This is a genomic window from Actinoplanes sp. NPDC023801, assembly GCF_040639655.1.
Taxonomy (GTDB): domain Bacteria; phylum Actinomycetota; class Actinomycetes; order Mycobacteriales; family Micromonosporaceae; genus Actinoplanes.
Genome location: NZ_JBFAAI010000029.1, coordinates 61,213 through 84,519, shown reverse-complemented (window position 1 = coordinate 84,519; position 23,307 = coordinate 61,213). Strand labels below are relative to the sequence as shown.

At 69.8% G+C, this 23,307-nt stretch carries 25 protein-coding genes; 11 read left to right on the top strand and 14 right to left on the bottom strand.

The genetic code is table 11. From position 1 onward, the window contains the following. Positions 1-107: 107 nt before the first annotated feature. Positions 108-1,172 carry a DUF561 domain-containing protein gene (locus AB0G04_RS35645; RefSeq protein WP_360992169.1) on the bottom strand — a complete coding sequence of 355 codons (1,065 nt, stop codon included), beginning with the start codon at positions 1,170-1,172 and terminating at the stop codon, positions 108-110. After that, the gene (locus AB0G04_RS35640) at positions 1,169-1,765 is read right to left on the bottom strand and encodes a flavodoxin family protein (protein ID WP_360992166.1); all 597 of its coding nucleotides are present in this window, start codon (positions 1,763-1,765) and stop codon (positions 1,169-1,171) included. Before AB0G04_RS35640 ends, AB0G04_RS35645 begins: the two co-directional genes overlap by 4 nt. 83 nt (positions 1,766-1,848) lie before the next feature. Here AB0G04_RS35640 and AB0G04_RS35635 point away from each other — a divergent pair, with 83 nt between their 5' ends. Then, complete coding sequence (locus tag AB0G04_RS35635) at positions 1,849-2,472, top strand: TetR/AcrR family transcriptional regulator (protein WP_360992164.1); 624 nt, start codon at positions 1,849-1,851, stop codon at positions 2,470-2,472. 265 nt (positions 2,473-2,737) lie between these two features. Further along, positions 2,738-4,081 (top strand): EAL domain-containing protein, encoded by a 1,344-nt coding sequence (locus AB0G04_RS35630; protein WP_360992161.1) that lies wholly within the window; start codon positions 2,738-2,740, stop codon positions 4,079-4,081. Between the two features lie 110 nt (positions 4,082-4,191). Here AB0G04_RS35630 and AB0G04_RS35625 read toward each other — a convergent pair whose 3' ends face one another. From AB0G04_RS35625 to AB0G04_RS35615, 3 genes are all read right to left on the bottom strand, one after another. Then, positions 4,192-5,367, bottom strand: a complete 1,176-nt coding sequence (locus tag AB0G04_RS35625) for a zinc-dependent alcohol dehydrogenase (RefSeq protein ID WP_360992159.1) — start codon at positions 5,365-5,367, stop codon at positions 4,192-4,194. Beyond that, on the bottom strand, positions 5,364-5,906 hold the full coding sequence (locus tag AB0G04_RS35620; RefSeq protein ID WP_360992157.1) for an SRPBCC family protein: 543 nt from the start codon (positions 5,904-5,906) through the stop codon (positions 5,364-5,366). Before AB0G04_RS35620 ends, AB0G04_RS35625 begins: the two co-directional genes overlap by 4 nt. A 177-nt stretch (positions 5,907-6,083) precedes the next feature. Further along, positions 6,084-6,854: a hypothetical protein gene (locus AB0G04_RS35615; protein WP_360992154.1), complete on the bottom strand. Its 771-nt coding sequence runs from the start codon at positions 6,852-6,854 to the stop codon at positions 6,084-6,086. A 429-nt stretch (positions 6,855-7,283) separates the two neighbouring features. Here AB0G04_RS35615 and AB0G04_RS35610 point away from each other — a divergent pair, with 429 nt between their 5' ends. Then, complete coding sequence (locus AB0G04_RS35610; RefSeq protein ID WP_360992151.1) at positions 7,284-8,174, top strand: DUF4142 domain-containing protein; 891 nt, start codon at positions 7,284-7,286, stop codon at positions 8,172-8,174. A 118-nt stretch (positions 8,175-8,292) separates the two neighbouring features. Here AB0G04_RS35610 and AB0G04_RS35605 read toward each other — a convergent pair whose 3' ends face one another. Further along, positions 8,293-9,252, bottom strand: a complete 960-nt coding sequence (locus AB0G04_RS35605) for a hypothetical protein (protein ID WP_360992149.1) — start codon at positions 9,250-9,252, stop codon at positions 8,293-8,295. A gap of 168 nt (positions 9,253-9,420) precedes the next feature. Here AB0G04_RS35605 and AB0G04_RS35600 point away from each other — a divergent pair, with 168 nt between their 5' ends. Both AB0G04_RS35600 and AB0G04_RS35595 read left to right on the top strand, forming a co-directional pair. After that, on the top strand, positions 9,421-9,759 hold the full coding sequence (locus tag AB0G04_RS35600; RefSeq protein ID WP_360992146.1) for a metalloregulator ArsR/SmtB family transcription factor: 339 nt from the start codon (positions 9,421-9,423) through the stop codon (positions 9,757-9,759). Next, entirely contained in the window at positions 9,756-10,262 is a 507-nt protein-coding gene (locus AB0G04_RS35595) for an SRPBCC domain-containing protein (protein ID WP_360992143.1), read from the top strand. The genes AB0G04_RS35600 and AB0G04_RS35595 overlap by 4 nt, the downstream gene beginning before the upstream one ends. Positions 10,263-10,271: 9 nt before the next feature. Here the strand turns inward: AB0G04_RS35595 and AB0G04_RS35590 are convergent, their stop codons facing one another. After that, complete coding sequence (locus AB0G04_RS35590; RefSeq protein WP_360992140.1) at positions 10,272-11,153, bottom strand: glycosyltransferase; 882 nt, start codon at positions 11,151-11,153, stop codon at positions 10,272-10,274. Between the two features lie 177 nt (positions 11,154-11,330). On the opposite strand from AB0G04_RS35590, the gene AB0G04_RS35585 reads away from it, so the two are divergent. After that, entirely contained in the window at positions 11,331-12,128 is a 798-nt protein-coding gene (locus AB0G04_RS35585) for an SDR family oxidoreductase (RefSeq protein ID WP_360992249.1), read from the top strand. Here AB0G04_RS35585 and AB0G04_RS35580 read toward each other — a convergent pair. Next, positions 12,125-12,736 (bottom strand): DNA-directed RNA polymerase II, encoded by a 612-nt coding sequence (locus AB0G04_RS35580; RefSeq protein WP_360992138.1) that lies wholly within the window; start codon positions 12,734-12,736, stop codon positions 12,125-12,127. The two genes, AB0G04_RS35585 and AB0G04_RS35580, sit on opposite strands and share 4 nt — an antisense overlap. 142 nt (positions 12,737-12,878) lie before the next feature. On the opposite strand from AB0G04_RS35580, the gene AB0G04_RS35575 reads away from it, so the two are divergent. Together AB0G04_RS35575 and AB0G04_RS35570 are read left to right on the top strand one after the other, a co-directional pair. Then, a complete protein-coding gene (locus AB0G04_RS35575; protein ID WP_360992136.1) occupies positions 12,879-14,102 on the top strand; it encodes a GNAT family N-acetyltransferase in 1,224 nt (407 codons plus the stop codon). Positions 14,103-14,615: 513 nt separating this feature from the next. After that, on the top strand, positions 14,616-14,834 hold the full coding sequence (locus tag AB0G04_RS35570; protein ID WP_360992134.1) for a hypothetical protein: 219 nt from the start codon (positions 14,616-14,618) through the stop codon (positions 14,832-14,834). Between the two features lie 136 nt (positions 14,835-14,970). Here the strand turns inward: AB0G04_RS35570 and AB0G04_RS35565 are convergent, their stop codons facing one another. From AB0G04_RS35565 to AB0G04_RS35550, 4 genes are all read right to left on the bottom strand, one after another. After that, entirely contained in the window at positions 14,971-15,456 is a 486-nt protein-coding gene (locus tag AB0G04_RS35565; protein WP_360992132.1) for a ribose-5-phosphate isomerase, read from the bottom strand. 13 nt (positions 15,457-15,469) lie between these two features. Beyond that, complete coding sequence (locus tag AB0G04_RS35560) at positions 15,470-16,387, bottom strand: alpha/beta hydrolase (RefSeq protein WP_360992129.1); 918 nt, start codon at positions 16,385-16,387, stop codon at positions 15,470-15,472. Further along, positions 16,387-17,583, bottom strand: a complete 1,197-nt coding sequence (locus tag AB0G04_RS35555; protein ID WP_360992127.1) for a DUF1015 family protein — start codon at positions 17,581-17,583, stop codon at positions 16,387-16,389. The genes AB0G04_RS35560 and AB0G04_RS35555 overlap by 1 nt, the downstream gene beginning before the upstream one ends. A gap of 325 nt (positions 17,584-17,908) precedes the next feature. After that, complete coding sequence (locus AB0G04_RS35550; protein ID WP_360992124.1) at positions 17,909-18,541, bottom strand: disulfide bond formation protein DsbA; 633 nt, start codon at positions 18,539-18,541, stop codon at positions 17,909-17,911. 107 nt (positions 18,542-18,648) lie between these two features. On the opposite strand from AB0G04_RS35550, the gene pepN reads away from it, so the two are divergent. Continuing rightward, entirely contained in the window at positions 18,649-21,207 is a 2,559-nt protein-coding gene (pepN, locus tag AB0G04_RS35545; protein WP_360992121.1) for an aminopeptidase N, read from the top strand. A gap of 136 nt (positions 21,208-21,343) precedes the next feature. Next, positions 21,344-21,895 carry a Uma2 family endonuclease gene (locus tag AB0G04_RS35540; protein ID WP_360992246.1) on the top strand — a complete coding sequence of 184 codons (552 nt, stop codon included), beginning with the start codon at positions 21,344-21,346 and terminating at the stop codon, positions 21,893-21,895. A 78-nt stretch (positions 21,896-21,973) separates the two neighbouring features. Here the strand turns inward: AB0G04_RS35540 and AB0G04_RS35535 are convergent, their stop codons facing one another. Beyond that, positions 21,974-22,369 (bottom strand): DUF5130 family protein, encoded by a 396-nt coding sequence (locus AB0G04_RS35535; protein WP_360992118.1) that lies wholly within the window; start codon positions 22,367-22,369, stop codon positions 21,974-21,976. After that, positions 22,356-22,601: a hypothetical protein gene (locus AB0G04_RS35530; RefSeq protein ID WP_360992116.1), complete on the bottom strand. Its 246-nt coding sequence runs from the start codon at positions 22,599-22,601 to the stop codon at positions 22,356-22,358. Before AB0G04_RS35530 ends, AB0G04_RS35535 begins: the two co-directional genes overlap by 14 nt. 230 nt (positions 22,602-22,831) lie before the next feature. Here AB0G04_RS35530 and AB0G04_RS35525 point away from each other — a divergent pair, with 230 nt between their 5' ends. Then, positions 22,832-23,305: a hypothetical protein gene (locus tag AB0G04_RS35525; protein WP_360992114.1), complete on the top strand. Its 474-nt coding sequence runs from the start codon at positions 22,832-22,834 to the stop codon at positions 23,303-23,305. The last annotated feature ends 2 nt before the right edge of the window (positions 23,306-23,307 follow it).

Genomic DNA, 23,307 nt, shown 5'->3' with positions numbered 1-23,307 from the left:
CCTGGGATGGAACGCGCCTGTTCCGAGAAAAAGGAATGGCCGTCCTGCGGTCGTGCAACTGGCGCCAGGTGGGCGAAGGTCGCGATCCTCCGCCCACCGATACGCCGTCAGATGCTCTCGGACCGGTTGCTGTCGTCGGCCACCAGCGTGGCCAGGTAGTCCTGCGCGGTGACCGACCGTGACAGCGAAGCTGACTGTCCGGCCCAGAGGTTGACATATCGCGAGTCGTCGCGGGCGGCGGCGGCTCGACGCAGGGGCTGCATCAGCGCGTTGTGCACCGGGTACTCGGGCACGTTTGCCTCTTCCGCCGCGAGTTCCCGGATCAGCGGGTTGATGATCGCTCGCGCGTGGCGGCCGGAGAACAGCCGCGTGAGCACGGTGATCCGGGCGTCGGGACCAGTGAGCGCAGCCTTGTGGATCGGGCTCGCCCCCGATTGTGTCGTTGCGAGGAAGCCGGTTCCGATCTGTACGCCCGCGGCACCGAGCGCGAGCGCCGCCGTCACACCGCGACGGTCGGCGATCCCACCGGCCGCGACGACAGGGATGCGGACGGCGTCGACGACCTGCGGAACGAGCGAGAACGTTCCCACCAGCGACTCGGCGACCGGCCGCAGGAAGGCGCCCCGATGCCCGCCGGCGTCGCTGCCGGAGGCGACCACGACGTCGAGTCCCGCGGCTTCCACCGCCACTGCCTCGTCGACGGTGGTGGCGGTGCCGATTGTCACGATGCCTCGGCGGCGGGCCTCGGTCACCACGTCGGCGGGTGGCGTGCCCATGACGAAACTGATCACCGGAGGCTGTGCTGCCAGCAGAGCGTCCATCTGATCGCCGAAGACCGGCGGCGGTGTGTACGAGGCCGGCGTCGACACGCCGAGGCGCTCGTAGAGCGGCCGGAGCCGTTCGAAGTCCGCGGGTGCCGGGCGCAGGCCTGCCTCATGCGGGTGCGGCACCCACAGGTTCACGTTGAACGGCCGGTCCCGGGGCACCGCCGACTTGAGGTCGGCAACGAGCGCCGTGATCGCATCGGGGTCCAGATGGTGCGCGCCGAACGAGCCGAGGCCGCCGGCTCCGCTGACCGCGGCGACGAGTGCGACGCTCGACAAGCCACCGCCGAACGGGCCCTGGATGATCGGAACATCGATTCCCAGCAGTTCGGTCAGCCGGGCGCTCATGCCGCACCGACCAGTCGGCCATGGCGCAGTTCGACCGCGACCCGGGCGACCCTGCGGCCGAGGTGCTCGGCAGTGCGCAGGTCGGCCGTCCCCGGCGCGTCATCCGGGCCGGCGTCGGAGGGCGCCTGCGCCATTGCGCCGAGGAACCCGCCCAGGCGATTGAGATCCTCCACATCACCGGCGGTGGAATAGAGCCACCCGGGCGCCAGCCCGAGCGAGACCCAGTGCATGCCGTGCTGGGCGGCGAACACCGCCAGCGACGACAGGGTGTTCAGTTTGTCGCCGTTGACACCGGCGGACGTGGTGAACCCTGCAGCGATCTTGTCGCGCCAACCCTGCCGCGCCCAGACCGGCCCGGTGGCCTCGGCGAAGGCCTGGAACACGGCGGACTGGCTGCCCATGTAGGTGGGGGTGCCGAAGATGATCGCCTCGGCGTCGGTGAGCGCCTGCCACAGCGCATCGTCCAGTGCGGAGATGTCGTGCAGGGCGGCGGTGACACCGGGAACCGACGCCGCGCCGGAGGCGACGGCCCGAGCTTGACGCGCGGTATGGCCGTAGCCGCTGTGGTACGCGATGACGACACTGATGGACATGTCGTCCTCCTTCCAAGAGGTGATGAAGAGAAGGTAGACGACCGGTCAACTAAAAGATAGTTGACCGCTCGTATACTCGTCCCATGGGTCGAACCAGTACCGCCCGTGACCGGCTGCGCGACAGCGCCTGTGAGCTGCTGCACACTCGTGGCTACGCCGCCGTCGGGGTGGCCGAGATCTGCGTGCGCGCCGATGTCCGCAAGGGCAGCTTCTACCACTTCTTCGAGTCCAAGCAGGCACTGACCATCGAGGTGATCGACACCCACTGGCAGGCGCAGCGGACAGGGTGGCGCGAGCTGCTCACCGGACCTGAACCGGCCTTGGAACGCCTCCAGCGCCTCATCGCCTGGCTCGTCGAGACACAACGGCAGGGATGGCAGGAGACCGGCCGGGTCGACGGATGCCTGCTGGGCAACCTGGCGATCGAATTGAGCAACCAGGAGGCCGCCGTTCAGCAGCGCCTCACCGCCGCCTTCGCCGAACAAGCCGAACTCGTCCACGCCGCACTGGCCGATGGTGTGCGAGACGGCAGTATCGCGCCCGGATACGCCGACCGGGCCACCGCGCGGGCCGTGGTCGCGCAGATCGAGGGTGCCGTGCTGCTGGCGAAACTCGCCGGCGGCGTGGGATCGCTCGACGATCTGTGGCCGCACGTCCGACGACTCGTAACCGCCGGCCCACCAACAGATGAATCAACCGGCAACTGAGCCCGGCTACTCCCTGCGGACGTTCGCTCGCCTGGAACAGAACACGATGCCGATGAGGTTGACCGATGCCGCGACGATCACGGGCAGCGCTGCGTATCCGGTTCGGCGGCGTCCGGTTTGCGGAAATTTGCTGCGCCCCCTCGGCGAAGAGCGCAGCATGGGCGAAGTCGTCAGGACGGATCCGATCGGGTGGGGACTTCTCAGTTGATCCGGGTGCCGGCCGATCGGTAACTGCGCGGCATTCATCTTGGAGGCGGGGCTGGTCGTGACGCAGAGCAGCAGGCAGACCTGGGGCGCCCCGAACGAGCCCGCCGCGCTGATCTCGCGGGTGCTGGCCGAGCGTGCCGTCCAGCCGTTGTTCCAGCCGATCGTTCATCTCGCCACACGGCAACTGGTGGGGGTGGAGGCACTCGCGCGCGGTCCGGCGGGGTCGCCGGTGGAGTTCCCGGACCAACTGTTCGAGGCCGCGGCGCGGGCCGGCATGGTGGCGGAGCTGGACCAGTTGTGTGCCGCCCGGGCGCACGAGATCGCCCAGGCGCCCGGCACGGTGGTGCCGCCGCTGGTGTTCATCAACAAGGAGCCGGCCGGGGCGGATCACCCACTCAGCGACGAGCTGCGGTCCCGGATCGCCTCGATCTCCACTTACCGGTACGTGCTGGAGTTCACCGAGCGGGCCTTGGCCGCTCATCCGTCGGCGCTGCTGGAAGTCGCTGCCCGGGCCCACCGCACCGGCGGGGCGCTGGCGCTCGACGACGTCGGTGCGGACCGGCTGTCGCTGGCCTTCCTGCCGCTGATGGAGCCGGAGGTCGTCAAGCTCGACATGCACCTGCTCCGCGAGCCGTACTCCGCGCACACCGTCGAGACCACCGCACTGGTCAGCGGGTTCGCCGAGCGGACCGGTGCGGCGGTGGTGGCCGAAGGCATCGAGACGGAGCAGGATCTGCTGGTGGCACGCGCGCTCGGTGCCTGCTGGGGGCAGGGGTGGTTGTTCGCACGGCCCGGGCCGCTGTCTGTCCTCCGGCACTGGCCGGTGCACCCGGCGGCCCGGTTGCGGGCACCCCGGCCGGAGTTGCATCAGCCCGGGGTCAGCCCGTTCACTCTGGTCTCGGCTCGGCAGCATGCGCGTACCGGAGACCGGCACCTCATCGACGGGCTCACCGAGTATGTCCTGCGGCAGCTCGCGTTCGCCGGCCCGTACGGCCTGGTGCTGGGTGCGTATCCGGATCCGGCTGTGGGACGCGGCTGGCTACCGCGACTGGCGGCCCCGGCTTCGACAGCGGCACTGGTGGGCCTCTCCGGGCCGCCTCTCGGCGTGCCGGATCCGACGCCGATACGCACGACGGCCGATGACAGCGCGGACGGCTCGGAAACGGCCCTGGCGATCGTGGACCCGCATGTCACCGTGACCCTGTGTGCGCGTCAGCGCGACGATCGGGCGGTCGACTTCGTGTTGTCCCACGACCCCGATGTGGTCCACGCGGTGGCTCGCACGTTGCTGCACCGGCTGGGCCCGGATCAGTCGCTCCCGGCGCCTTCGGACGACCATGCCGTGGTATCGGCTGCCTCCGGCCTGGAGCGGGATGACCGGCGAGCCGTCCCGGCCGGCTGATCCGATGTATCGGACGAGGATCGAGCCGGTCGCGACGATCCGGCCGGGCATTCAGTACCGGTGTGCCGGGTTCATGGCCGCCGGCACGACCGTACGACCGCGGTTGTCCCTCATGGTTTGAGGACGACCTTCTCGCAGTTGTCCCGCTTGTTCTTGAAGATGTCGAAGCCGTGTTCCGCCTGGTCGAGCGGCAGGGTGTGGGTGATGATCCGGGTCGGGTCGATCTCGCCGCGCTCGATGCGCTCCAGCAGCGGTTTCATGTATCGCTGGACGTGGCACTGACCGGTGCGCAGGGTCAGCGACCGGTTCATCCACGCGCCGGCCGGGAACTTGTCCAGCAGGCCGCCGTACACGCCGATGACCGACACCACGCCGCCGCTGCGGCACGACATGATCGCCTGGCGCAGCGCGTGCGGCCGATCGGTCTGCGACCGTACGGCCTGCTTGATGTGGTCGTACGCGGAGATGTGCGCGCTGCCGTGGGTGGCCTCCAGGCCGACCGCGTCGATGCACTTGTCCGGTCCGCGCCCGCCGGTCAGTTCCAGCAGCCGCGACCGTACGTCGACCTCGTCGAAGTTGACCGGGATGTGGCCCGCTCGTTCGGCCATCTCCAGCCGGTAGGGCTCCTTGTCGATGGCGATGACCTTCGCGGCGCCGAGCACCCGGGCGCTGTCCATGGCGAACTGGCCGACCGGGCCCGCGCCCCAGACCGCCACCACGTCGCTGGGCTGGATGTCGCACATCTCGGCGCCCATGTAGCCGGTCGGCAGGATGTCGGACAGGAACAGCACCTGCTCGTCGGTCAGATCGGACTCGATCCTCAGCGGGCCGACGTCGGCGAACGGCACCCGCGCGTACTCTGCCTGGCCACCCGCGAAACCGCCGGTCAGATGCGAGTAGCCGAAGATCCCGGCGACCGGGTGACCGAACATCTTTTCCGCGATCCCGGCGTTGGGGTTGCTGTTCTCGCAGCAGGAGTAGAGCTCGGCGGCGCAGGCCGCGCACGCGCCGCAGGCGATCGGGAACGGCACGACGACCCGGTCCCCGACGCGCAACCTGTTCGGGCCGACGCCCGAGCCGACCTCGATCACCTCACCCATGAACTCGTGACCCATGACGTCGCCGTCCTGCATCGTCGGCACGTACCCGTTGACCAGGTGCAGGTCCGAGCCGCAGATGGCGGTGGAGGTGATCCGTACGATGGCGTCGCGGTGGTTGAGGATCTTGGGGTCCGGCACGTCGCGGACCTTGACGGAGTTGCGGCCCGCCCAGGTGCTCGCCCTCATGCGTCCGCTCCCTTCGCGAGTTCGGCATCCGACAGCGGCTGCGCCGGGCGCTGCGGGAACTCCTTGCGCGCCCGTTTGCCCCACGGGGCGCCGTCGGACCGGACCACCTCACCGGTCTCCAGGACCTGCTTGAGCCGGCGCAGGTCGTCGTCGAGCTGCTGGTGCGGTTCCTCGCCGAAGTACTTGGCGACCGCCTTGCCGATCGTGCCGCCCGGGATGTCGTACGTCAGCACGACGTGCACCTCGGTGCTCACCACGTCGGGGGCCTGCACGAAGCGGACTGTACCGGCGTTCGGCACATCGGCGTCGCCGGTCGAGCGCCACGCGATCTTCTCGCCGGGCGACTCCTCGATGATCTCCGCGTCCCACCCGACGTCCTTGCCGAACGGGGCGTCGGCGGTCCAGTGACTCGTCCGTTCGCCGGTGGTGCGGACCTGTTCGAGATGCGCCATGAACGTCGGAAGGTTCTCCAGGTCGCGCCAGAACGCGTACACCTCCGACGCGGGTTTACGAATGGTCGTCGTCGCGGTCAGTTCCATGGATCCTCCTTTGCCGTGCGCCGCGCACCGTCGGCCCACTGCGGGCGGATTGCGGCCCCATTCAGCCGGGAGTACCCACGGAAATCCACCTAAATCCACCAGTCAATCGCGGTACGGAAAGGGGTGTCATGCCGCGAGGGGTGCCGGTCGTGACCCGCCTGCCGGGAGCGCCGGCGATCAGGTGATCGTGGCCTGAGCCGGCCGGGTGGCGGGCAGGAAGACCCCCAGGCCGTGGCCCCTCAGGGTGGTGACCACCCAGGGGTGGCCCACGAAGGTCGGCTGCTCACGGGTGTCACCGCTCTCGAGGACGACGTAGCGCTCCCGGGTCCCGTGGTAGTCCAGCCAGTAGATGACCACTGACTCGTCCCGGCGGTTGACGAAATCGATCTCGGTCGACTTCTGGGTCTGGATGGAGCGCAGATCCTTCTCACGGTGTGCCGACAGAACGGTGACCCTGGCCGGCGGGGTGGTCATGGTCGGGTGGGCACTCGAGGCCGTGGGGCGGGGCGTGGACGGCAACTTCCTGGACGGCGGGTACGAGGGAAGCGCGGCGCTGCTCGACGGGGGCGCGGGCATGAAACTGACCGGCGCGGTGGAATCCGGTTCCGGCCGGCCCGGGTCCGTGACACCGACGGCTGAGGAGTCGGCGTTGAGCTCAGCCGGTTCGGGGGCGGGCCGCAGCAGGGACGCGACCGATCCGGCGGACACCACGCCGGCCAGCCCCATCGCGAGGAGCCGGCGCCGGCGCCGGGGCAGGCGGCGCGACCTAGGAGAAGGCCCCGGCGCCCGTTCCGGTGCCGGCGCCTGCTCGGCGGGGTCATGCCGCACCGAGGCCAGGTGGCCGGGATGGCGGCGAACGCCGTGACGAGAGGTCATGTCCGCCGGATCGGGCACCCATCGGCCGATGCGCAGGCCGGTGTTCGACGGCGAATCGTCGGCGGATGTCACGGGAGCTTCCTCGAACAATTTCGGCCTCTCACGGACGGGGAAACGATGGCCCTTGATTCTGCACAGGGGGCAATACGTCGTCAACGTCGATGTATCTCGAATCAACAACGGCCGGATGCGTTTTGCCGTATCCGTGGAACGGAATCGATCGATGCGGAGTTTCGCCACGGATGCACGGTTCGCCAGATTGGCGTTCGCCATGCATCCAGATCGTAACCCTTCTTAACTCAAAATGGGAGGGCTCCCATTCTGCAATATGTCCCTCCTGGCCTTTCCGGGCCGATCGGGCGACAGGATCATTTGATCTACAACTCGCTTCGTTGCGTACTTCCAGCCGCCAAGATCGCTGAGTGTTCACTGTTGAGGAGAGTGACTTTGTTCGCCGTTCATCGAGCGCCTGGATGGCATCGGCAGTTGACGTACGGAGTGATGACCGCCGTCGCGATGATCCTGCTCAGCCCGCAGGCTGCGCAGGCCGAGCCGGGCGTGCCGGACCCTCCCAGTGGATTGTTGTCCGACCGCGGCGAGGGCGAACTCTCGGATGCGGACCGAGACTTTCTGACGAAGGTCCGCCTCGCCGGGCTGTGGGAGATACCCGCCGGGCAGCTGGCGCAGCAGAAGTCGGCGAGTCAGCGGATTCAATCCATCGGACGCGATATCGCCGTCCAGCACGGCGCGCTCGACAAGCTGGTCGTCGATGCGGCCGGAAAACTCGGCGTCACCCTGCCGGACCAACCCAACAATGACCAGCAGGGCTGGCTCGACGAGATGCGCCAGGCGCGGGGAACCGTCTTCGATCAGATCTACATCGACCGATTGCGTGCGGCGCACGGCAAGATCTTCCCGGCTATCGCATCGGTCCGGGCCGGCACGCGCAACGACACGGTTCGCAAACTCGCGCAGCGCGCGAATCAGTTCGTGATGACGCATATGACTCTGCTGGAGAGCAGCGGCATCGTCGATTTCTCGGCACTGCCCCCGGCATCCGCACCGGCAGCCGCCGCAAGCGGGCCGTCCGCCACCACTCAAGCCCTGCCGGGTGCCGGGCGCAGCGAGCCGGCATCGCCGCTGACCAGAACGCCGGTACTCATCGCCCTTCTGGCCGTGGCTGTGGGTGCGGGACTGCTCGTTTCCAGGCGGCTCCTCCCGCGTGATCGACGGCCCGGTTCCCGGTATCGCGGTAAATACCGGCACACCTCGTCGTCCGTGGTGACGGTCCCTCCACCACTGCGGCGTATCGGAACCCGGTCCGCCGGATGGGCGGCCAAGGCGGCCGGGAGGGGCTCGAAACTCCTGCGCCGGACAGGTGACCGCACATGACAGCTCCGGCGGTGGTCGCCCACTGATCTTCGGGAATCCGGACGCCGGGCAGCCGCCATGCGTATCGGGTCGCCGCCGGTCGGCGAGGCGGTTGCGCTGTCCCCGGCACGGGAGATTCTCAGTCCTGGTCGTCGCGGTTGGACTGCACGTGATCGCGGACCTTCAGGTAGTTGGTCGTGGTGTTCCAGGGTGAGCGGGTGATCCAGTCCTCGCCCATCACGTCGAACAGGCTGCCGGCCGCGTTGTACTGGCCGCCCAGGCCCAGCGTGAAGGCGAAGTTGTTCCACACGTACGGCGTCAGCAGGGTTTCCTTGTAGTCGTCGTGGAAGGCGGACAGCTGAGACGCGTTCCAGATGTCGTCGACCACGTCGTCCTGCTGCAGGTACTGATGCAGGTCGGTGCCGCCGTTGCCGCGGCCGTGCTCGATGTGGGCGAGGGCCACCAGCACCGGGATGTGAGTGCCGGGGCAGGCCGCGGCGCGGGTGCGGGCGAAGTCGAACATCTCCTCGGCGCTGCCGCTCCACTTGCGCATCAGGCCCTCGAGCATCTGCGTGTGGCCGTAGTAGTGGGTGGGGTCAGCCTCGATCAGCCGGTTGAAGCGCCGCCAGCGTTCCTCCGTCGGAAGCTGGCGGGCCCGGCCCAGGGTGATCAGGTATTCCCAGGCCTCGGCGTCGGCCGGGTTCCGTTCGACCACCTCGTCCAAACAGTCCTCGGCCTGCCGCAGGCGCTGGAACCAGACCTTCCAGGCGTTCTCGCTGACCGTGCTGGAGCCGCCTTCGCCGCGGGCCTCCCACGCCCAGTAGACGAGGCGGGCGCCGCGGATCAGCAGCGGCAGCGTCGAGCCGGGTTCGTCGCGGATCGGGCCGTTGATCCATTCCTCGACGCCGGCGGTGTCGGCGGCGATGCCCACGTAGTAGGAGCGTTCCTCGGGAGCGGCTGCGGTGAGGATCGCGCGGGACGTCTCCCAGTCCTTCTTCAGCAGCGCCGCCTCGAGGCGTTCCGCTTCCGGGTCACCCAGGTAGCTGCAGAATTCGGGAGCGTCGGGGGCGGCTTCCTGCCGCTTCTTGAATGGCCACACGGGCGGTGAGCCTAAGGCTCGCGGCGGCCGGGCGGAAGATCGACGGCGGTGTGGAAGGCGTTCTCCCGCGCCGGGCGGACGACAGCGGCGAGCGTAGCCGCCGGGGATCGCATGCCGCCGCGAGATCCGCGGTTGACAGGTGACCAAATGGTCACATAACTTGGAGTCATGACAGACGACGATCGAGTGTTCGACGACGATCGGGTCTTCAAGGCACTGGCCGACCCGAGTCGCCGATTCCTGCTCGATCTGCTCTTCGCACGAGAGGGCCGCACGCTCACCGAGCTGGAGTCGGAGCTGGAGATGACCCGGTTCGGGGTCGCCAAGCACCTGCGGGTGCTGGAGGAGGCGGGTCTCGTCGTCGTGCGCCGGTCCGGCCGGGAGAAATTGCATTACCTCAACCGGGTGCCGATCCGGCAGATCCACGACCGGTGGATCGACAAGTTCACCGAGCAGCACATCACCGCACTGATCGATCTCAAGCGAACGCTGGAGGAAGAGTCATGAGCGACACCCAGGTCTTCCGCATCTGGATCAAGGCGCCGGCCGACAAGGTGTGGCAGGCGATCACCGACCCCGAGTGGAACCAGAGGTATGCCTACGCCGCACCCCAGTTCTTCGAGCTGAAGAAGGGCGGCCGGTTCTACTCGACGGCCAACCAGGGGATGAAGGACTACGCGGCCGCCAACGGGTTCGACATGCCCGAGATCATCCTGGACGGTGAGGTGCTGGAGGCGGAGCCGCCGCGGCGGCTCGTGCAGACCTGGCGGATGCTCATGGACCCGACCACCGGCTCGGAGCCGTTCACCACGCTCACGTGGGAGATCGAGGAAGCCGGCGCCGGCGTCCAGCGGGTCACCGTCACCCACGACACGCCGGGGGCCCCGGCCACCGCCGCGATGATCCGCGGCAACGAGGAGGCCGGCGCCGAGGGCGGGGGCGGCTGGGCGTGGGTGCTCAGCGACCTCAAGTCGCTGCTCGAGACCGGCAAGGTCATGGCCGGCGCCTGAGCGAGCCGCTCAGCCCACGTAACGCCGGGCAGTGGACCGCCGCTGCGCCTCGTCCAGCCGGCTCAGACGGGCCTCCACCACGGCTGGGCGGGGCCGGCGGTCGGCGAGCAGCCAGCCCAGCCCGCGGACCGCGTCGACCGCACCCAGCAGCGAGGTGCGGTCCCGCGGAACGGTCCTGGCCAGGAACATCGTGCGGCGTACGGCCGGGCCCAGCGGACGGCGCAGCCAGGTGAACCAGAGCGTGTTCCGCAGCCCGACCCGCCGTCGGTAGGTGCTGTCACGCACCTTCGACGCCCGGTGGTGCACGGTCAGCTCCTCCAGGTAGCACAGCTCCCAGCCCGCCGCGATCAGGTCGGTGGCCAGCAGCTCCTCCTCACCGCCGAGCCACAGTCGCTCGTTGAAACCGCCGGCCGCCTCGAACGCCTCCCGGCGCACCACCGACGCGCCGGCCAGGAAACTGCCCAATGCCGGGCCCGGCAGCCAGTCGGGGCCCGGCACCGGAGACTCGCGCAGCTCCGCGACGATCGGGTCCTCGACTCCGGACGGCTCGACCACGATCCGGGCGTTGACCAGAGCCAGCTCCGGATGGGCGTCGAGCGCGTCGGCGGCACGGGCCAGGTCGCCGGGCGTCCACCAGGTGTCGTCGTCGCAGAAGGCCACGTACGGGGTGCTCGTACGGCGTACGCCCACATTGCGGCCGACCGCCCCGAGGTTCTCGCGGAGGGCGACCACCTCGACGTCCGGGAACCGCGCCCGGACCGCGTCCGCCGTACCGTCGGTGGAACCGTTGTCGACCAGCACGACATGTGGCCGTTCCGGCAGTTCGCACAGCCGGCCGACGCAGGCCAGCGCCTCCTCGCGCCGCTGCCAGGTGATGACCACGACGCTCACTCGAAGATCCCCCATGGCGCGCCGGATACCCGGAATCCGGTTATTCGCACGTCAGGCGGGAAAGCGGTGGAAATCCGATCCCGGCGAACTGGAGGCGATGACGTGAACCCGAGCGACCTGTACCCGAAGCCCGAACTGGACGGCGGCGACCCGCAGCCACCCGGCCTGACGTCGGACATGCCGGACCGGCCGGACCACGGCGAGGAGAGCTACCGGGGCAGTGGGAAACTGACCGGCCGCAAGGCGGTGATCACCGGAGGCGACTCGGGGATCGGCCGGGCCGTGGCGATCGCGTTCGCGCGGGAGGGCGCCGACGTGCTGATCTCCTACCTGCCCGAGGAGGAGTCGGACGCCGACGACACCGCGCAGTGGATCGAGAAGGCCGGCCGCAAGGCGGTCAAGGTGCCCGGCGACATCCGGGACGAGGCGCACTGCCGGGCGATCATCGAGAAGGCCCGGACCGAACTCGGCGGTATCGACATCCTGGTCAACAACGCCGCGTACCAGATGGCCCAGCCCGGCGGGATCACCGACATCACCGACGAGCAGTTCGACCGGGTCATGAAGACCAACCTGTACGCGATGTTCTGGCTCTGCCGGGCCGCGGTGCCGCACATGCCGGCCGGGTCGGCGATCCTCAACACCGCGTCGATTCAGGCCTACCAGTCGTCGAGCCCGCTGCTCGACTACGCCACCACCAAGGGCGGCATCGTGGCCTTCACCAAGGCGCTCGCCGAGGACCTGGCCGAGAAGGGCGTCCGGGTCAACGCGGTCGCGCCCGGTCCGATCTGGACGCCGCTGATCCCGGCCACCATGCCCGAGGAGAAGGTGAAGTCGTTCGGCGGAGACACCCCGCTGGGCCGCGCCGGGCAGCCCGCCGAGCTGGCCGCCGCATACGTGTACTTCGCGAGCCAGGACTCCACCTACACCACCGGTGAGGTCCTCGGGATCACCGGTGGCAAGCCGATCAGCTAGGCGAACAACCCGACGACCCAGTTCACCGCGTCCATGACCCAGCCGGTCTGGCGCAGGTGGGCGAGGCCGACACCGACGAGGAACAGGCCGGCCACCATGTGCGCACCCCGGGCGGTGTGCCGTGGCCGGCCCATCCGCTGCTCGATCACGAGACGGCCGACCAGGCGCGACAGCGCGAACACGCCCGCCGCGACGATCAGCTCCACCACGAACAGGATCAGCGGACTGGTCAGATCGGCGCCGGACGACAGCGCCCAGATGCCCCAGCAGACGAAGGCGAACAGGCCCGCTGCACTGCTCCACTCACCGCCGCGCCGCAGCCGCCGCATGTGCCAGCCGAGGCTGCGCTGCTGCTGCTGATGGTGATCGCCGGGCCAGCCGGTGCCGGTCGGCTCGTGCTCCGCCTGGAACTGCTCGGTGCGCTGGGTGACCCGGGCACGCCCCTGGCTGAACGGCGACAGGTCAGGTGCCGGGGCAGGAGCCGGCGAGGTCGGCACCGGCTTGGGGGCGGCGCTCTCCGGGCTCGTCTGCCGGGTCGGCTGATCGGCCCACGGGTCCTGCGGTGGCATGTCGAGCGTCCGCTCGGACCACTGCGGTTGCTCCGGCATCGTTCCCCTCTCGTCCTGCGATCGGTGACCGGCTCTTGCGGTCGGTGACCCGGCTCGTGCTGTCAACGACCGCCGACAAGTCGAGCGTAGCGAGCCAACAAATCATTCGCCGCGCGGCACATCAGTCCGTTACACACAGGCTATGAAGGAAGAGATAGTACTCCGCCCCAGCAACGCCGAGGACTTCCCGGCGATCTGCCGTCTGCTCGGCACCGTCTTCCACGAGGACATCTCCGGGCTGCTCAAGGAGATGGAGGCGGGCGTCTACGAGGTGGACCGATCACTGGTCACCGAGGACGCCGGGCTGGTGGTGGGCCATATCCAAGCCTTCACACGAGAACTGAGCGTGCCCGGTGCGGTGATTCCGGCAGCGCACGTCTCCGGCGTCGGGGTGCTGCCCACCCATCGCCGGCGCGGCCTGCTGAACCGGATGATGCACCGCCAGCTGCGGGAGATCGCGGCGGCCGGGCGTGAATCGGTGGCCGTCCTCTGGGCCAGCGAAACCTCGATCTACCCCCGTTATGGGTACGGCGCGGCCGCGTCCCGCCTCTTCTTCAACATCATGAACCGTGAGGTTCGTCTCCCCGCTCCGCCCGAGCAACCGTCCGGGAAGCTGCGGATGGCCGAACCGACGGAGCTGCTGCCCGAGATGACCAAGGTGTACGAACAACTACGTGCCGAGCGGATCGGCTGGTCCAGCCGGAACGACCCGTGGTGGAAATTCGTGCTGGGAGACCCCGAATCGCACCGGGGCGGCGGCACCAAGCGTTACGCGGTCGTGCACGAGACGCCCGGCGGCCCCACCGGTTACGCCCTCTGGCGAGTCAAGGACGGGTGGAACAACCACGGGCCGAACGCCGAGGTACAGGTCCGTGAAGTGGTCGCCGCCGACCCGGAGACCTACCAGGCGCTCTGGCGGTTCCTGCTCGGCATCGACCTGTCCCGCAGCGTGACCGTACGTCTGGGTTCCGTGGAGGAACCACTGCTCCACCTGGTCGACGAGCCGCGCCGGCTCGGTGCCGCGCTCGGCGACGCCCTGTGGGTCCGCCTGATCGACGTACCCGCCGCTCTGGCCGCCCGCCGCTACGCCACCGACGTCGACGTGGTCATCGAGGTCACCGACCCGAACCTCGAGCAGAACACCGGGCGCTGGCGGCTCACCGGCGGCCCCGGCGGCGCGACCTGCACGGCAACCACCGACCCGGCCGACCTGACCTGCTCGGTGACCGACCTGGGCGCCGCCTACCTGGGTGGCACTTCGCTGGCCGCGCTCGCCGCCGCGGGCCGGGTCCGGCAGCTCACCGCCAACGATCCGACGATCGGGTTCCGCTGGCACCGGCTGCCGAGTCCGAACGAGGTGTACTGAGTTGACCACCGCGGCGGTACCGTCGGCAGCATGGGCCAGCCCGAACGCCGACGCCGCCGCGTACGTCCCCCGTCGTCGCCGCCCTCCGACGCCCCAGCCGCCGACATCCCGGCTTCGACTGCCCCAGCTTCCGCAGCCCCGGTTTCCGCAGCAGCGCCGGGTGTCACTCCCGTGCCCGGCCCGCCGCCATCCTCGCCGCCTGTTCCCGGGCCTCCACCGGTTCCGGTCCCTACCCCACCGGTTCCCAGGCCCCCCGTTCCCGGGCCACCGATCCCCACCCCACCCGGTTCTGGGCCACCGATCCCAGCGGGACCCCCTTCCACGCCACCCGTTCCCGGGCCACCGGTCCCCGCGCCGCCCGCTCCTGGGCCGCCGGTCCCCGCGCCACCCGCTTCCGGGCCGCTGCACGCTCCCGGACCACCGGCCGTCTCCGGAGTGCAGGCTGTGGTGACCTCCGACCCGGATGGGGCGCCGGCAGCTGAACGCTCGCCCGGGCGGCCCCCTCGCGGTGGCATGCCGAAACGACCCGGTGCGCCGGGGTCCGACGACCGGGAGTCCGAACGCGGGTTGCGTGGCCTGGTCGGCTCAGGTTCATCGCAGGTAAGCGTGGGCGCGGCGCTGCGGGCGCGGGACGCGTCCCGGCCGTCCGACGACGACCTGGCCGAGGCCGACCGCGATCTGACGATCGTGCGGCGTAACTGGCTGCCCCGCGAGGAACTCCCGCGCCGCTGAAAGCGATCCGGCCGGCCCGCACCGCTGGCTCCCCGAGCCTGAGACAGCGGTGCGGGCCGGGCGACGGCTCGTCAGGGGATCAGGGTGCCTGGCCGGCCGGCGGAGCCGGTGGGGTGGGCGGTGGTGGCTTCGGGGGTCAGGCGCCGGCGCTCGGCTCGGGCAGCTCGGGCAGCTCACGGGCGACCTCGTAGTCGGCGAGCTGGGTGATCCGCCGGGCATGCCGGGCGTCGCCGGAGAACGACGTCGCGATGAACGCCTCGACGAAAGCGGTGGCCTCGTCCAGGGTGTGCTGCCGGGCGCCGATGGCGATCACGTTGCTGTCGTTGTGCTGGCGGGCCAGTTCGGCGATCTCGGTCTTCCAGACGAGGGCCGAGCGGACGCCGGGGACCTTGTTCGCGGCGATCTGCTCGCCGTTGCCGGAGCCGCCGATCACGATGCCCAGCGAGCCCGGATCGGCGACCACCTTGACACCGGTGTGGAAACAGAACGCCGGATAGTCGTCCTCGGCGTCGTAGACGTGCGGTCCGACGTCCACCACGTCGTGCCCCTGCTTGGCCAGGTGGTTCACGAGGTGGTTCTTCAGCTCGAAGCCGGCGTGGTCGGAACCCAGGTAGAGACGCATGAGACGAAGTCTTTCAGAAGGTGAGGGCCGAACGCAGGGCGGACGCCACCTGATCAGCCGCGGCCCGTGCGGCGTCGATCGTGGCCAGTTTGCGGGCGAAACCGTGGTTCACGCCCATGTATCGCGTGTGCACGACAGGCACACCTGCGGCGACCAGTGCGTCGGCGTAGTCGGCGCCCTCGTCGCGCAGCGCGTCGTACTCCGCGGTGATCACCAGGGTGGGCGGCATGCCGGACAGGTCGGCGGCCGCGAGGGGCGCCACGTCCGGGGTGAGCCGCAACATCGGATCGGGGACGAACGTCTCCCAGGCCAGCCTCATCGAGGCGCGGTCGAGGCCGTACTCCCCCACCTCGTCGTACGACTCGGCGGAGGTGAGCGGGTCGAGGGCGGGGTAGATCAGCACCTGGAAGTCGAGCGGGGTGGCCGCGTCGCGCTGCCGGCGGGCGGTGACGGTGGCGAGCTGGCCGCCCGCGCTGTCTCCGCCGATCGCCAGCCGGGACACGTCCAGGCCCAGGTCTTCACCGGACTTGCGCAGGTGACGCAGGACCGTCTCGGCGTCCTCCAGGGCGGCCGGGAAGACGTGCTCGGGAGCCAGCCGGTAGCCGGCCGAGACCACGGCACAGCCGGACCGGTCCGCGACGCGGCGGCAGAACCGGTCCACCGTCTCGATGCTGCCGTAACACCAGCCGCCGCCGTGCAGGTAGACCAGCACCGGCGCGTTGGCCCGGGTGGCGTAGAGGCGGCACGGCACACCGTCGGCGTCGAAGTCGGCGACCACCGGCAGCGGCAGAGCGGGACCGGTCTCGGCCTCGTTCGCGTCCTCCATCGCGGCCCGGACCGCGAGCAGCCTCTGATAGGGGTCGGCCGCCAGTTCCTCCGGCGAGAGCCGCCGCCGCAACTGGGCGGCGGCTGTCACCTGCGGGTGCAACATCAGCGGATGTCGGCCACGACCAGGCCGCCTCGGGCCTTCGGAGTGAACCAGGTGCTCTTGCGGGGCAGCTTGAGCCGTTCCAGGTTCACCTCGACGAAGTCGTCGACGGTCACCGGGGCGATGAGGATCGCCAGCTCGGCACGGCCCGCGTCGACCTCGCCGCGCAGCCACTCGACCGGGTAGTCGCCACCGATGTACGAGATCCGCTTGTCGCCCGGGTCGAGACCGAGCGAGTCACGCAGCAGGACCCGCTCGACCAGGGCGTGGTCCAGGTTCTCCACCGAGGTGCCGGCGGGGTCGGACGGCAGCGTGATCGCGAAGGTCCGGCCGGAGGCGTACACCTCGATGGTGCCCTTGGCCGGGAGTTGCGCGGCGCGCGGCAGCTCGGTGACCGTGGCACCGGCCTTGCGGAGTCGTTCCAGAAGTTCGTCGATCGACGCCGGCAGCTCGCTGACCAGGCGGTTGTAGGGCTGGATGAAGACCGACGCCGGGGTGGTGACGACGGCCAGGAACCGCTCGAGGCCGCCGGTCTGTGCGGCCAGGCTGCGATGGTTGCCGTCGGCGACCACCAGCTCGCCGCCGCCGGCCAGGGCCAGCAGCCGCTCCTGGAGCTCACCGGGACCGACGGGCCAGATCGCGTGGGTACGACCGGCGGCGTCCACGTCGGTGGCGGCCGGCTCACCGGCCGCGTCGATCGCCTCGGCCAGCGCGGCGTGCAGCTCCTCGCCGCGGCCGGTCTGCAGGAGCAGGACCGGGGAGAGCAGCGCGCCGACCGCCTCGGCCAGCGCGACCCGCTCGCGGACCTTGCTGATGAAGACGTCCTCGTTGCGGATGACCAGGCCGGGCTCGTCGGCGCTGGTGGAGATCTGGCCGGTCTCGACCGTGCTCCACAGGCCGTAGGCGGGCGCCTCGCCCGTTGCGGTGATGCGGTAGAGCACCACGACGTGCTCGGCTTGCCGGTACTTCTCCTCGGCCTGATCCCGCTGCAGGCGGACTACGGCGTCCGGCAGCGACTCGAGGAAGGACTTCCCGAGGGACTCGGGCGCGAGGTGCGGCATCTCGACGGCCAGCGCGCTGTGCGGGTTGGCCTTGATGATGTCGGTGATTTCGGCGTCGTCGGCGAACTCGTCGTAATTCTGGGCCCCGGTACCTCCGTTGGTGATCCAGGCCAGTTTGATCGGGTGCACGACCGTCATGGCAGGCAACTTACCCGGAGTGCCGCCGATGCTTACCAACCGGCATCGCCACCGGTGACCTGCTCAACTGTGCCGTAGCCGGTGAGTTCATCGCTCGTTGGATCGCGCTTGCCGTGACGGTCACCGGAGGGGCGAGCATAGAGGCCACATCAGGGGACAAATCGGCCCACACTCCGCGCTGAACGCTGATACTCGACCCGGCCGATTCACTGTGGGGCATTACCGCCTCCGCGTTGGATGAGGTGTACATCACCTCATCCAACGACGGATCTTCGCCCCGGGATCGCGTTTCCCGGCGACCGCCACCGAATGGCAACGGTTTTTCTCAGTCGAAGATCGGGCCCAGGTCGCGACTGCGCTTGAGCTCGTAGAAGCCGGGGGTGCCGGCGACGAGGACCACGCCGTCCCACAGCTTGCCGGCCGCCTCACCCTTCGGTGCCGGAGTGACCACCGGGCCGAAGAAGGCGACGGTCTCGCCCGGGTTCGGGCCCGGCGCGTGGATGACCGGGGTGCCGACGTCGGTGCCGACCGGCTTCATGCCGGCGTTGTGGCTCTCCCGCAGCGCCTCGTCGCGGGCGTCGGTGTGCGCCGCCTCGGCCAGGCTCTCGTCGAGACCGGCCTCGGCGAGCGCCTCGGTGTACAGCTTCGGGTCGTCGATCTCGTACTTCCGCAGATGGATACGGGTGCCCAGCGCGGTGTAGAGGTCCCGCAGAACCGCGGGACCGGCGGCCTCGGCGGCGGCGATGCAGACCCGGACCGGACCCCAGCCCTTGGCCATCATCTCCTTGTAGATGTCGGGCAGTTCGTCGCGGCCCTCGTTGAGCACCGAGAGGCTCATGACGTTGAAACGGACGTCCAGCGGGCGGACCTTCTCCACTTCCAGCAACCAGCGGGAGGTCATCCAGGCCCACGGGCAGAGCGGGTCGAACCACATGTCGACGGTGGCACGTTCAGTCATCCTTCGATCTTCCTCCTTCGTACGGGCACAGTCGGGGTGAGTTACGTCGCCGTCGCCGCATAGGCTTCGGGAAAAGCAATCAGCTATCAGCTCGAAGGAGAGTGCACGTGGCCGGTGTTCACAACCTGACCCAGGTCGAGGCTGCGGAGCGTGGTCGATTGCTCGAGGTGACGGGGTACGACATCACCCTCGACCTGACCGACGGGCACGGCAATCCCGGCTCCGAGACGTTCCGGTCCACCGCAGTGATCAACTTCCGGTGCGCCGAGCCGGGCGCGGCGACGTTCATCGAGGCGGCCGCCGCGAAGATCCACTCCGCGACGCTGAACGGCGAAGCGCTGGACCTCAGCGGTTGGTCACCCGAGAACGGTCTCCCGCTTGCCGGTCTCGCCGCCGAGAACACCCTGGTCGTCGACGGCGACTTCGGTTACTCGGCGAGCGGCCAGGGGCTGCAGCGCAGCCTCGACCCGGTCGACAAGGAGGTCTACCTCTACAGCCAGTTCGAGACGGCAGACGCGCAGCGCGCCTACGCGTGTTTCGACCAGCCCGACCTCAAGAGCGTCTACACGTGGCACGTGACGGCGCCGGGGCACTGGAAGGTCGTCTCGAACATGCCGGTGGAGTCCGAGGAGGCGGCCGCGTTCGGCGCCAAGACGGTGCACTTCGCCACCTCGCCGCTGATGAGCACCTACATCACGGCGATCTGCGCCGGGCCGTACCACGAGGTCCGCGACTCGCACGACGGCATCGAGCTGGGCGTCTTCTGCCGCGCCTCGATGGCCCGCTACCTGGACGCCGACGACCTGTTCCTGATCACCAAGCAGGGCTTCGACTTCTTCCACGAGAAGTTCGGCGTCCGGTACCCGCTGCCCAAGTACGACCAGCTGTGGGTGCCGGACTTCAACGCCGGCGCGATGGAGAACTTCGGCTGCGTCACCCACGCCGAGTCGCATTACATCTTCCGCTCGCAGGTCACCGACTACGAGTACGAGCAGCGCGCCAACACCATCCTGCACGAGCTCGCGCACATGTGGTTCGGCGACCTGGTGACCATGCGCTGGTGGAACGACCTGTGGCTGAACGAGTCGTTCGCCGAGTGGGCGAGCCACTGGTGCAACACCGAGGCGACCCGGTTCTCCGACGCCTGGTCGACGTTCCTGTCCATCCGCAAGGCCTGGGGTTACCGCCAGGACCAGCTCTCCTCCACCCACCCGGTCTACTGCGAGATGCCGGACCTGGAGGCGGTCGAGGTCAACTTCGACGGCATCACGTACGCCAAGGGCGCCAGCGTGATCAAGCAGCTGGTCGCCTACGTCGGCCTGGACCCGTTCCTGACCGGTCTGCGGGCCTACTTCGGCAAGTACGCGTGGAGCAACGCCACCTTCGACGACCTGCTGACCGAACTGGAGACCGCGTCCGGCCGGGAACTGCGCAAGTTCGCCGCGCAGTGGCTCGAGACGGCTCAGGTGAACACGCTGCGCCCGATCGTGGAGGTGGACGGCGACGGCAACTACACCAGCGTCGTCGTGCAGCAGGAGGCCCCTTCGGGGTACCCGACCCTGCGTACCCACCGGGTCGGCATCGGCCTGTACGACCTCGACGGTGACCGGCTGGTCCGGCGCGAGCTGATCGAGGCCGACGTGGCCGGTGAGCGCACCGCCGTCGACGCCCTGACCGGGGTGAAGGCGCCGGACCTGCTCCTGGTCAACGACGAGGACCTCACCTACGCGAAGCTGCGGCTGGACGAGCGGTCGATGGCCACCCTGGTGCGGCACATCGCCGGTTTCGACTCGGCGCTGCCGCGGGCGCTGTCCTGGGCGGCGGCGTGGGACATGCTGCGCGACGCCGAGCTGCCGGCCCGCGACTACGTGGCCCTGGTCGTGGCGGGTCTGCCCGCCGAGAGCGACATCAACCTCACCACGGCCACGCTCCGGCAGGCCGGGATGGCGTTGACCAGCTTCGCCGACCCGGCGTGGGCGCCGACCGGCTGGGGGCTGCTCGCCGATCTGGCGCAGCGGCAGCTGGCCGTGGCCGAGCCGGGCAGCGGCTGGCAGCTGACCTGGGCGCGGGCGTTCATCACCGCGGCGCGGACGCCGGAGCAGGCCGCGGTGCTGCGCGGCTGGCTGTCCGGGCAGGAGAAGCCGGCCGGTCTGGTGGTCGACACCGAGCTGCGCTGGTCGCTTCTGCAGGCGCTGTCCGCTCTGGGGGCGGCCGCCGAGTCCGAGATCGACGACGAGCTGGCCTGCGACCGGACGGCCAGTGGTGAGCGGGAGGCGGCGATCGCCCGGGCGCTGCTGCCGACAGCGGAGAACAAGGCTCGCGTGTGGGCCGAGCTGACCGGTCCGCAGGCCCCGCCGAACTGGCTCAACCGGTCGCTGCTGCAGGGCTTCCAGAGCACCCGTCAGGTGGCCCTGACCGCGCCGTACGCGGAGAAGTTCTTCGAGGTGGCGGCGGACGTCTGGGCGCGCTCGGACAGCGAACCGGCTCAGGAGTTCGCGACCCTGGCCTACCCGGCGTACCAGATCAGCGAGGAGACGGTGGCGCTCACCGACGCCTGGCTGGCCCGGGACGGGCACCCGGCGTCGCTGCGCCGGCTGGTGGCCGAGGGCCGGGACGGCGTGCTGCGGGCGCTCAAGGCGCGAGCCAAGGACAAGGCCGCGTCCTGACCGAATGTGATTACGGCCCGTCCCTCGAAAGTGGGACGGGCCTTTCACATGCCACAACTTACCGGCCGATAACCCACAGGAAACAACTGTGTGTGAGTACGCTGGCACTCCGCGGTGATGGAGGTGGCCTGTGACGATGCTGAGCCAGGGTTCCCCGGTACGGTGGAACGCGCCCGAGGGGCGATGGACCCAACCTGACCTGCACCTGTTCCCGCAGGACGGTCATCGGTACGAGATCCTCGACGGCAGCCTGCATGTCACGCCGCCCGCGACAGCGCGGCACGACTCGCTCGTCGAGTCGATCGTCGCCACCCTGCGGTCGGCCGCGCCGCCCGGCTGGTGGGTGTGCGCCCGCCTCGGCATCGCGTTCGAGGACAGCAACCTCGTCCCGGACGTGACCGTGCTGCGGCCGCACTCGTCCGGCGCCATCTGGGTGGACCCGGCCGACGTCGCCCTGGTCGTGGAGGTCGAGTCCGACGAGACCCGGCGATACGACCGGCTGCTCAAACCGGCCGTCTACGCGTCGGCGGGCATCCCGGCGTATTGGCGGCTGGAAGCCGGACCGGTCCTGCGGGCGTTCACCCTGGACGGGGCGGGTTACCGCCCGGTCCAGGACGTGGCTGCCGAGGAGCAGGCGAGAATGGACAGCCCGTACCCGGTGCGGGTGGATCCGGCGACCTGGCGCTGACACTCCCGGACCGGCTGCCAACCCCGGCCCGGTTGAGGCCCGGCCGACCCAGCTCAGTTCAGCCGGGTTGCGAGGCGCTCAGGACCGGCCGGCGTGCGAGGCCAGCTGGTCGATACCGATCAGCAGGCCACCGGCCAGGTCGCCACCGCCGAACGAGGCGGCCATCGACAGGCCGGCCAGCTTGGCGTCGCGGTCGGAGATGCGCCTGCGGGCGTCGGAGCCGGTGATGATCTCCAGCTTGCGCTGGTTCGGTGAGACCGCGATCAGCACCGCGCGCTTCGGGTTGCGGGTCTGCGCGTGCAGTTTCTCCGCCGACTCGCGCACCGGCTCCTCGAGCGGGCCGAGGTAGATGCTGAAGTGGAGCCCGGTCACCTGATCGGCGACACGGAGCGCCTCGTCCAGGCGAAGCAGCTGACGGGTCGAGAACGGACCGTCGGCCGGCTGTTCGACCGGGGTTACCTCACCAACTGTCACTTGCGCCTCCTGTAGGACCGGGGCGGACGGGTGAGCCGGAGCTGTCCTCGATGATCAGCCCGGAGGTGTAGGCGTCGCCGGCCGGCGCCACGTGCTGCGGCGTGGCGGTGAACCACATGGCCGGGAAGTCGTAGGGCCGGCCCGGACGGTAGCGGCGGTCCGGCTTGGACCGGTCGGAGCCGGCAAGCACGAGAGTCGCGATCGCGGCGATGATCGCGGCCGGAATGATCACGAAGACCAGAACGGTACTGATTACTGACAACGGAACGCCCCCAGGCGCACGGTGATCCTCTTATTCCGAACATCAATCACCGTAGCGGAGCGCGTGTCGTCCCGGACCGTCGGGTCTCGAACCGGGGTCTCACGCCGTCGGGATCTACGCGGAATGTGTGCCGGGGTGCGAAAATCACCCTCACGCGCCGTCCGCGTACTTTCCGTCGCGAACGGCAGGAGGGGGAGCTCATGCGCACGTTCGTCCCCGCCGTCGTCGCGGGCCTGACGATCGCCCTGACGGGCGGCTCACCGGCGGCCGCCGCGGCCGTCTTCGTGGAACTTAATCCCAGCACGGTGCGGGCGGGGGACGAGATCGCGCTGCGCGCGTCGTGCGACGAGAACCTCAAGGCCGCCACGGTGCGGGGCGAGCCCATCGGCACGGTCACCGTCGCGCCCGAGTTCGGCTTTCTCACGGCGACGGTACGGGTCCCCGCCGACACCGACACGGGTGACTATCCGGTCGCCCTGACCTGCCCGGACGGCGGAGCCGCCACGGCCGTCCTGCACGTGGTCGCCCGCGTGGAACCGTCCCGTGGCCCGGCCACCGGGTTCGGCGGGACCTCGGACGACTCGCCCGCACCCCTGCTGATGGGCGGCGGCCTCGTCATCGCGCTGGCTGGGCTGGCGCTCGGTGCCGTGTCGCTGCGCCGGCGAGTCGGCTGAGG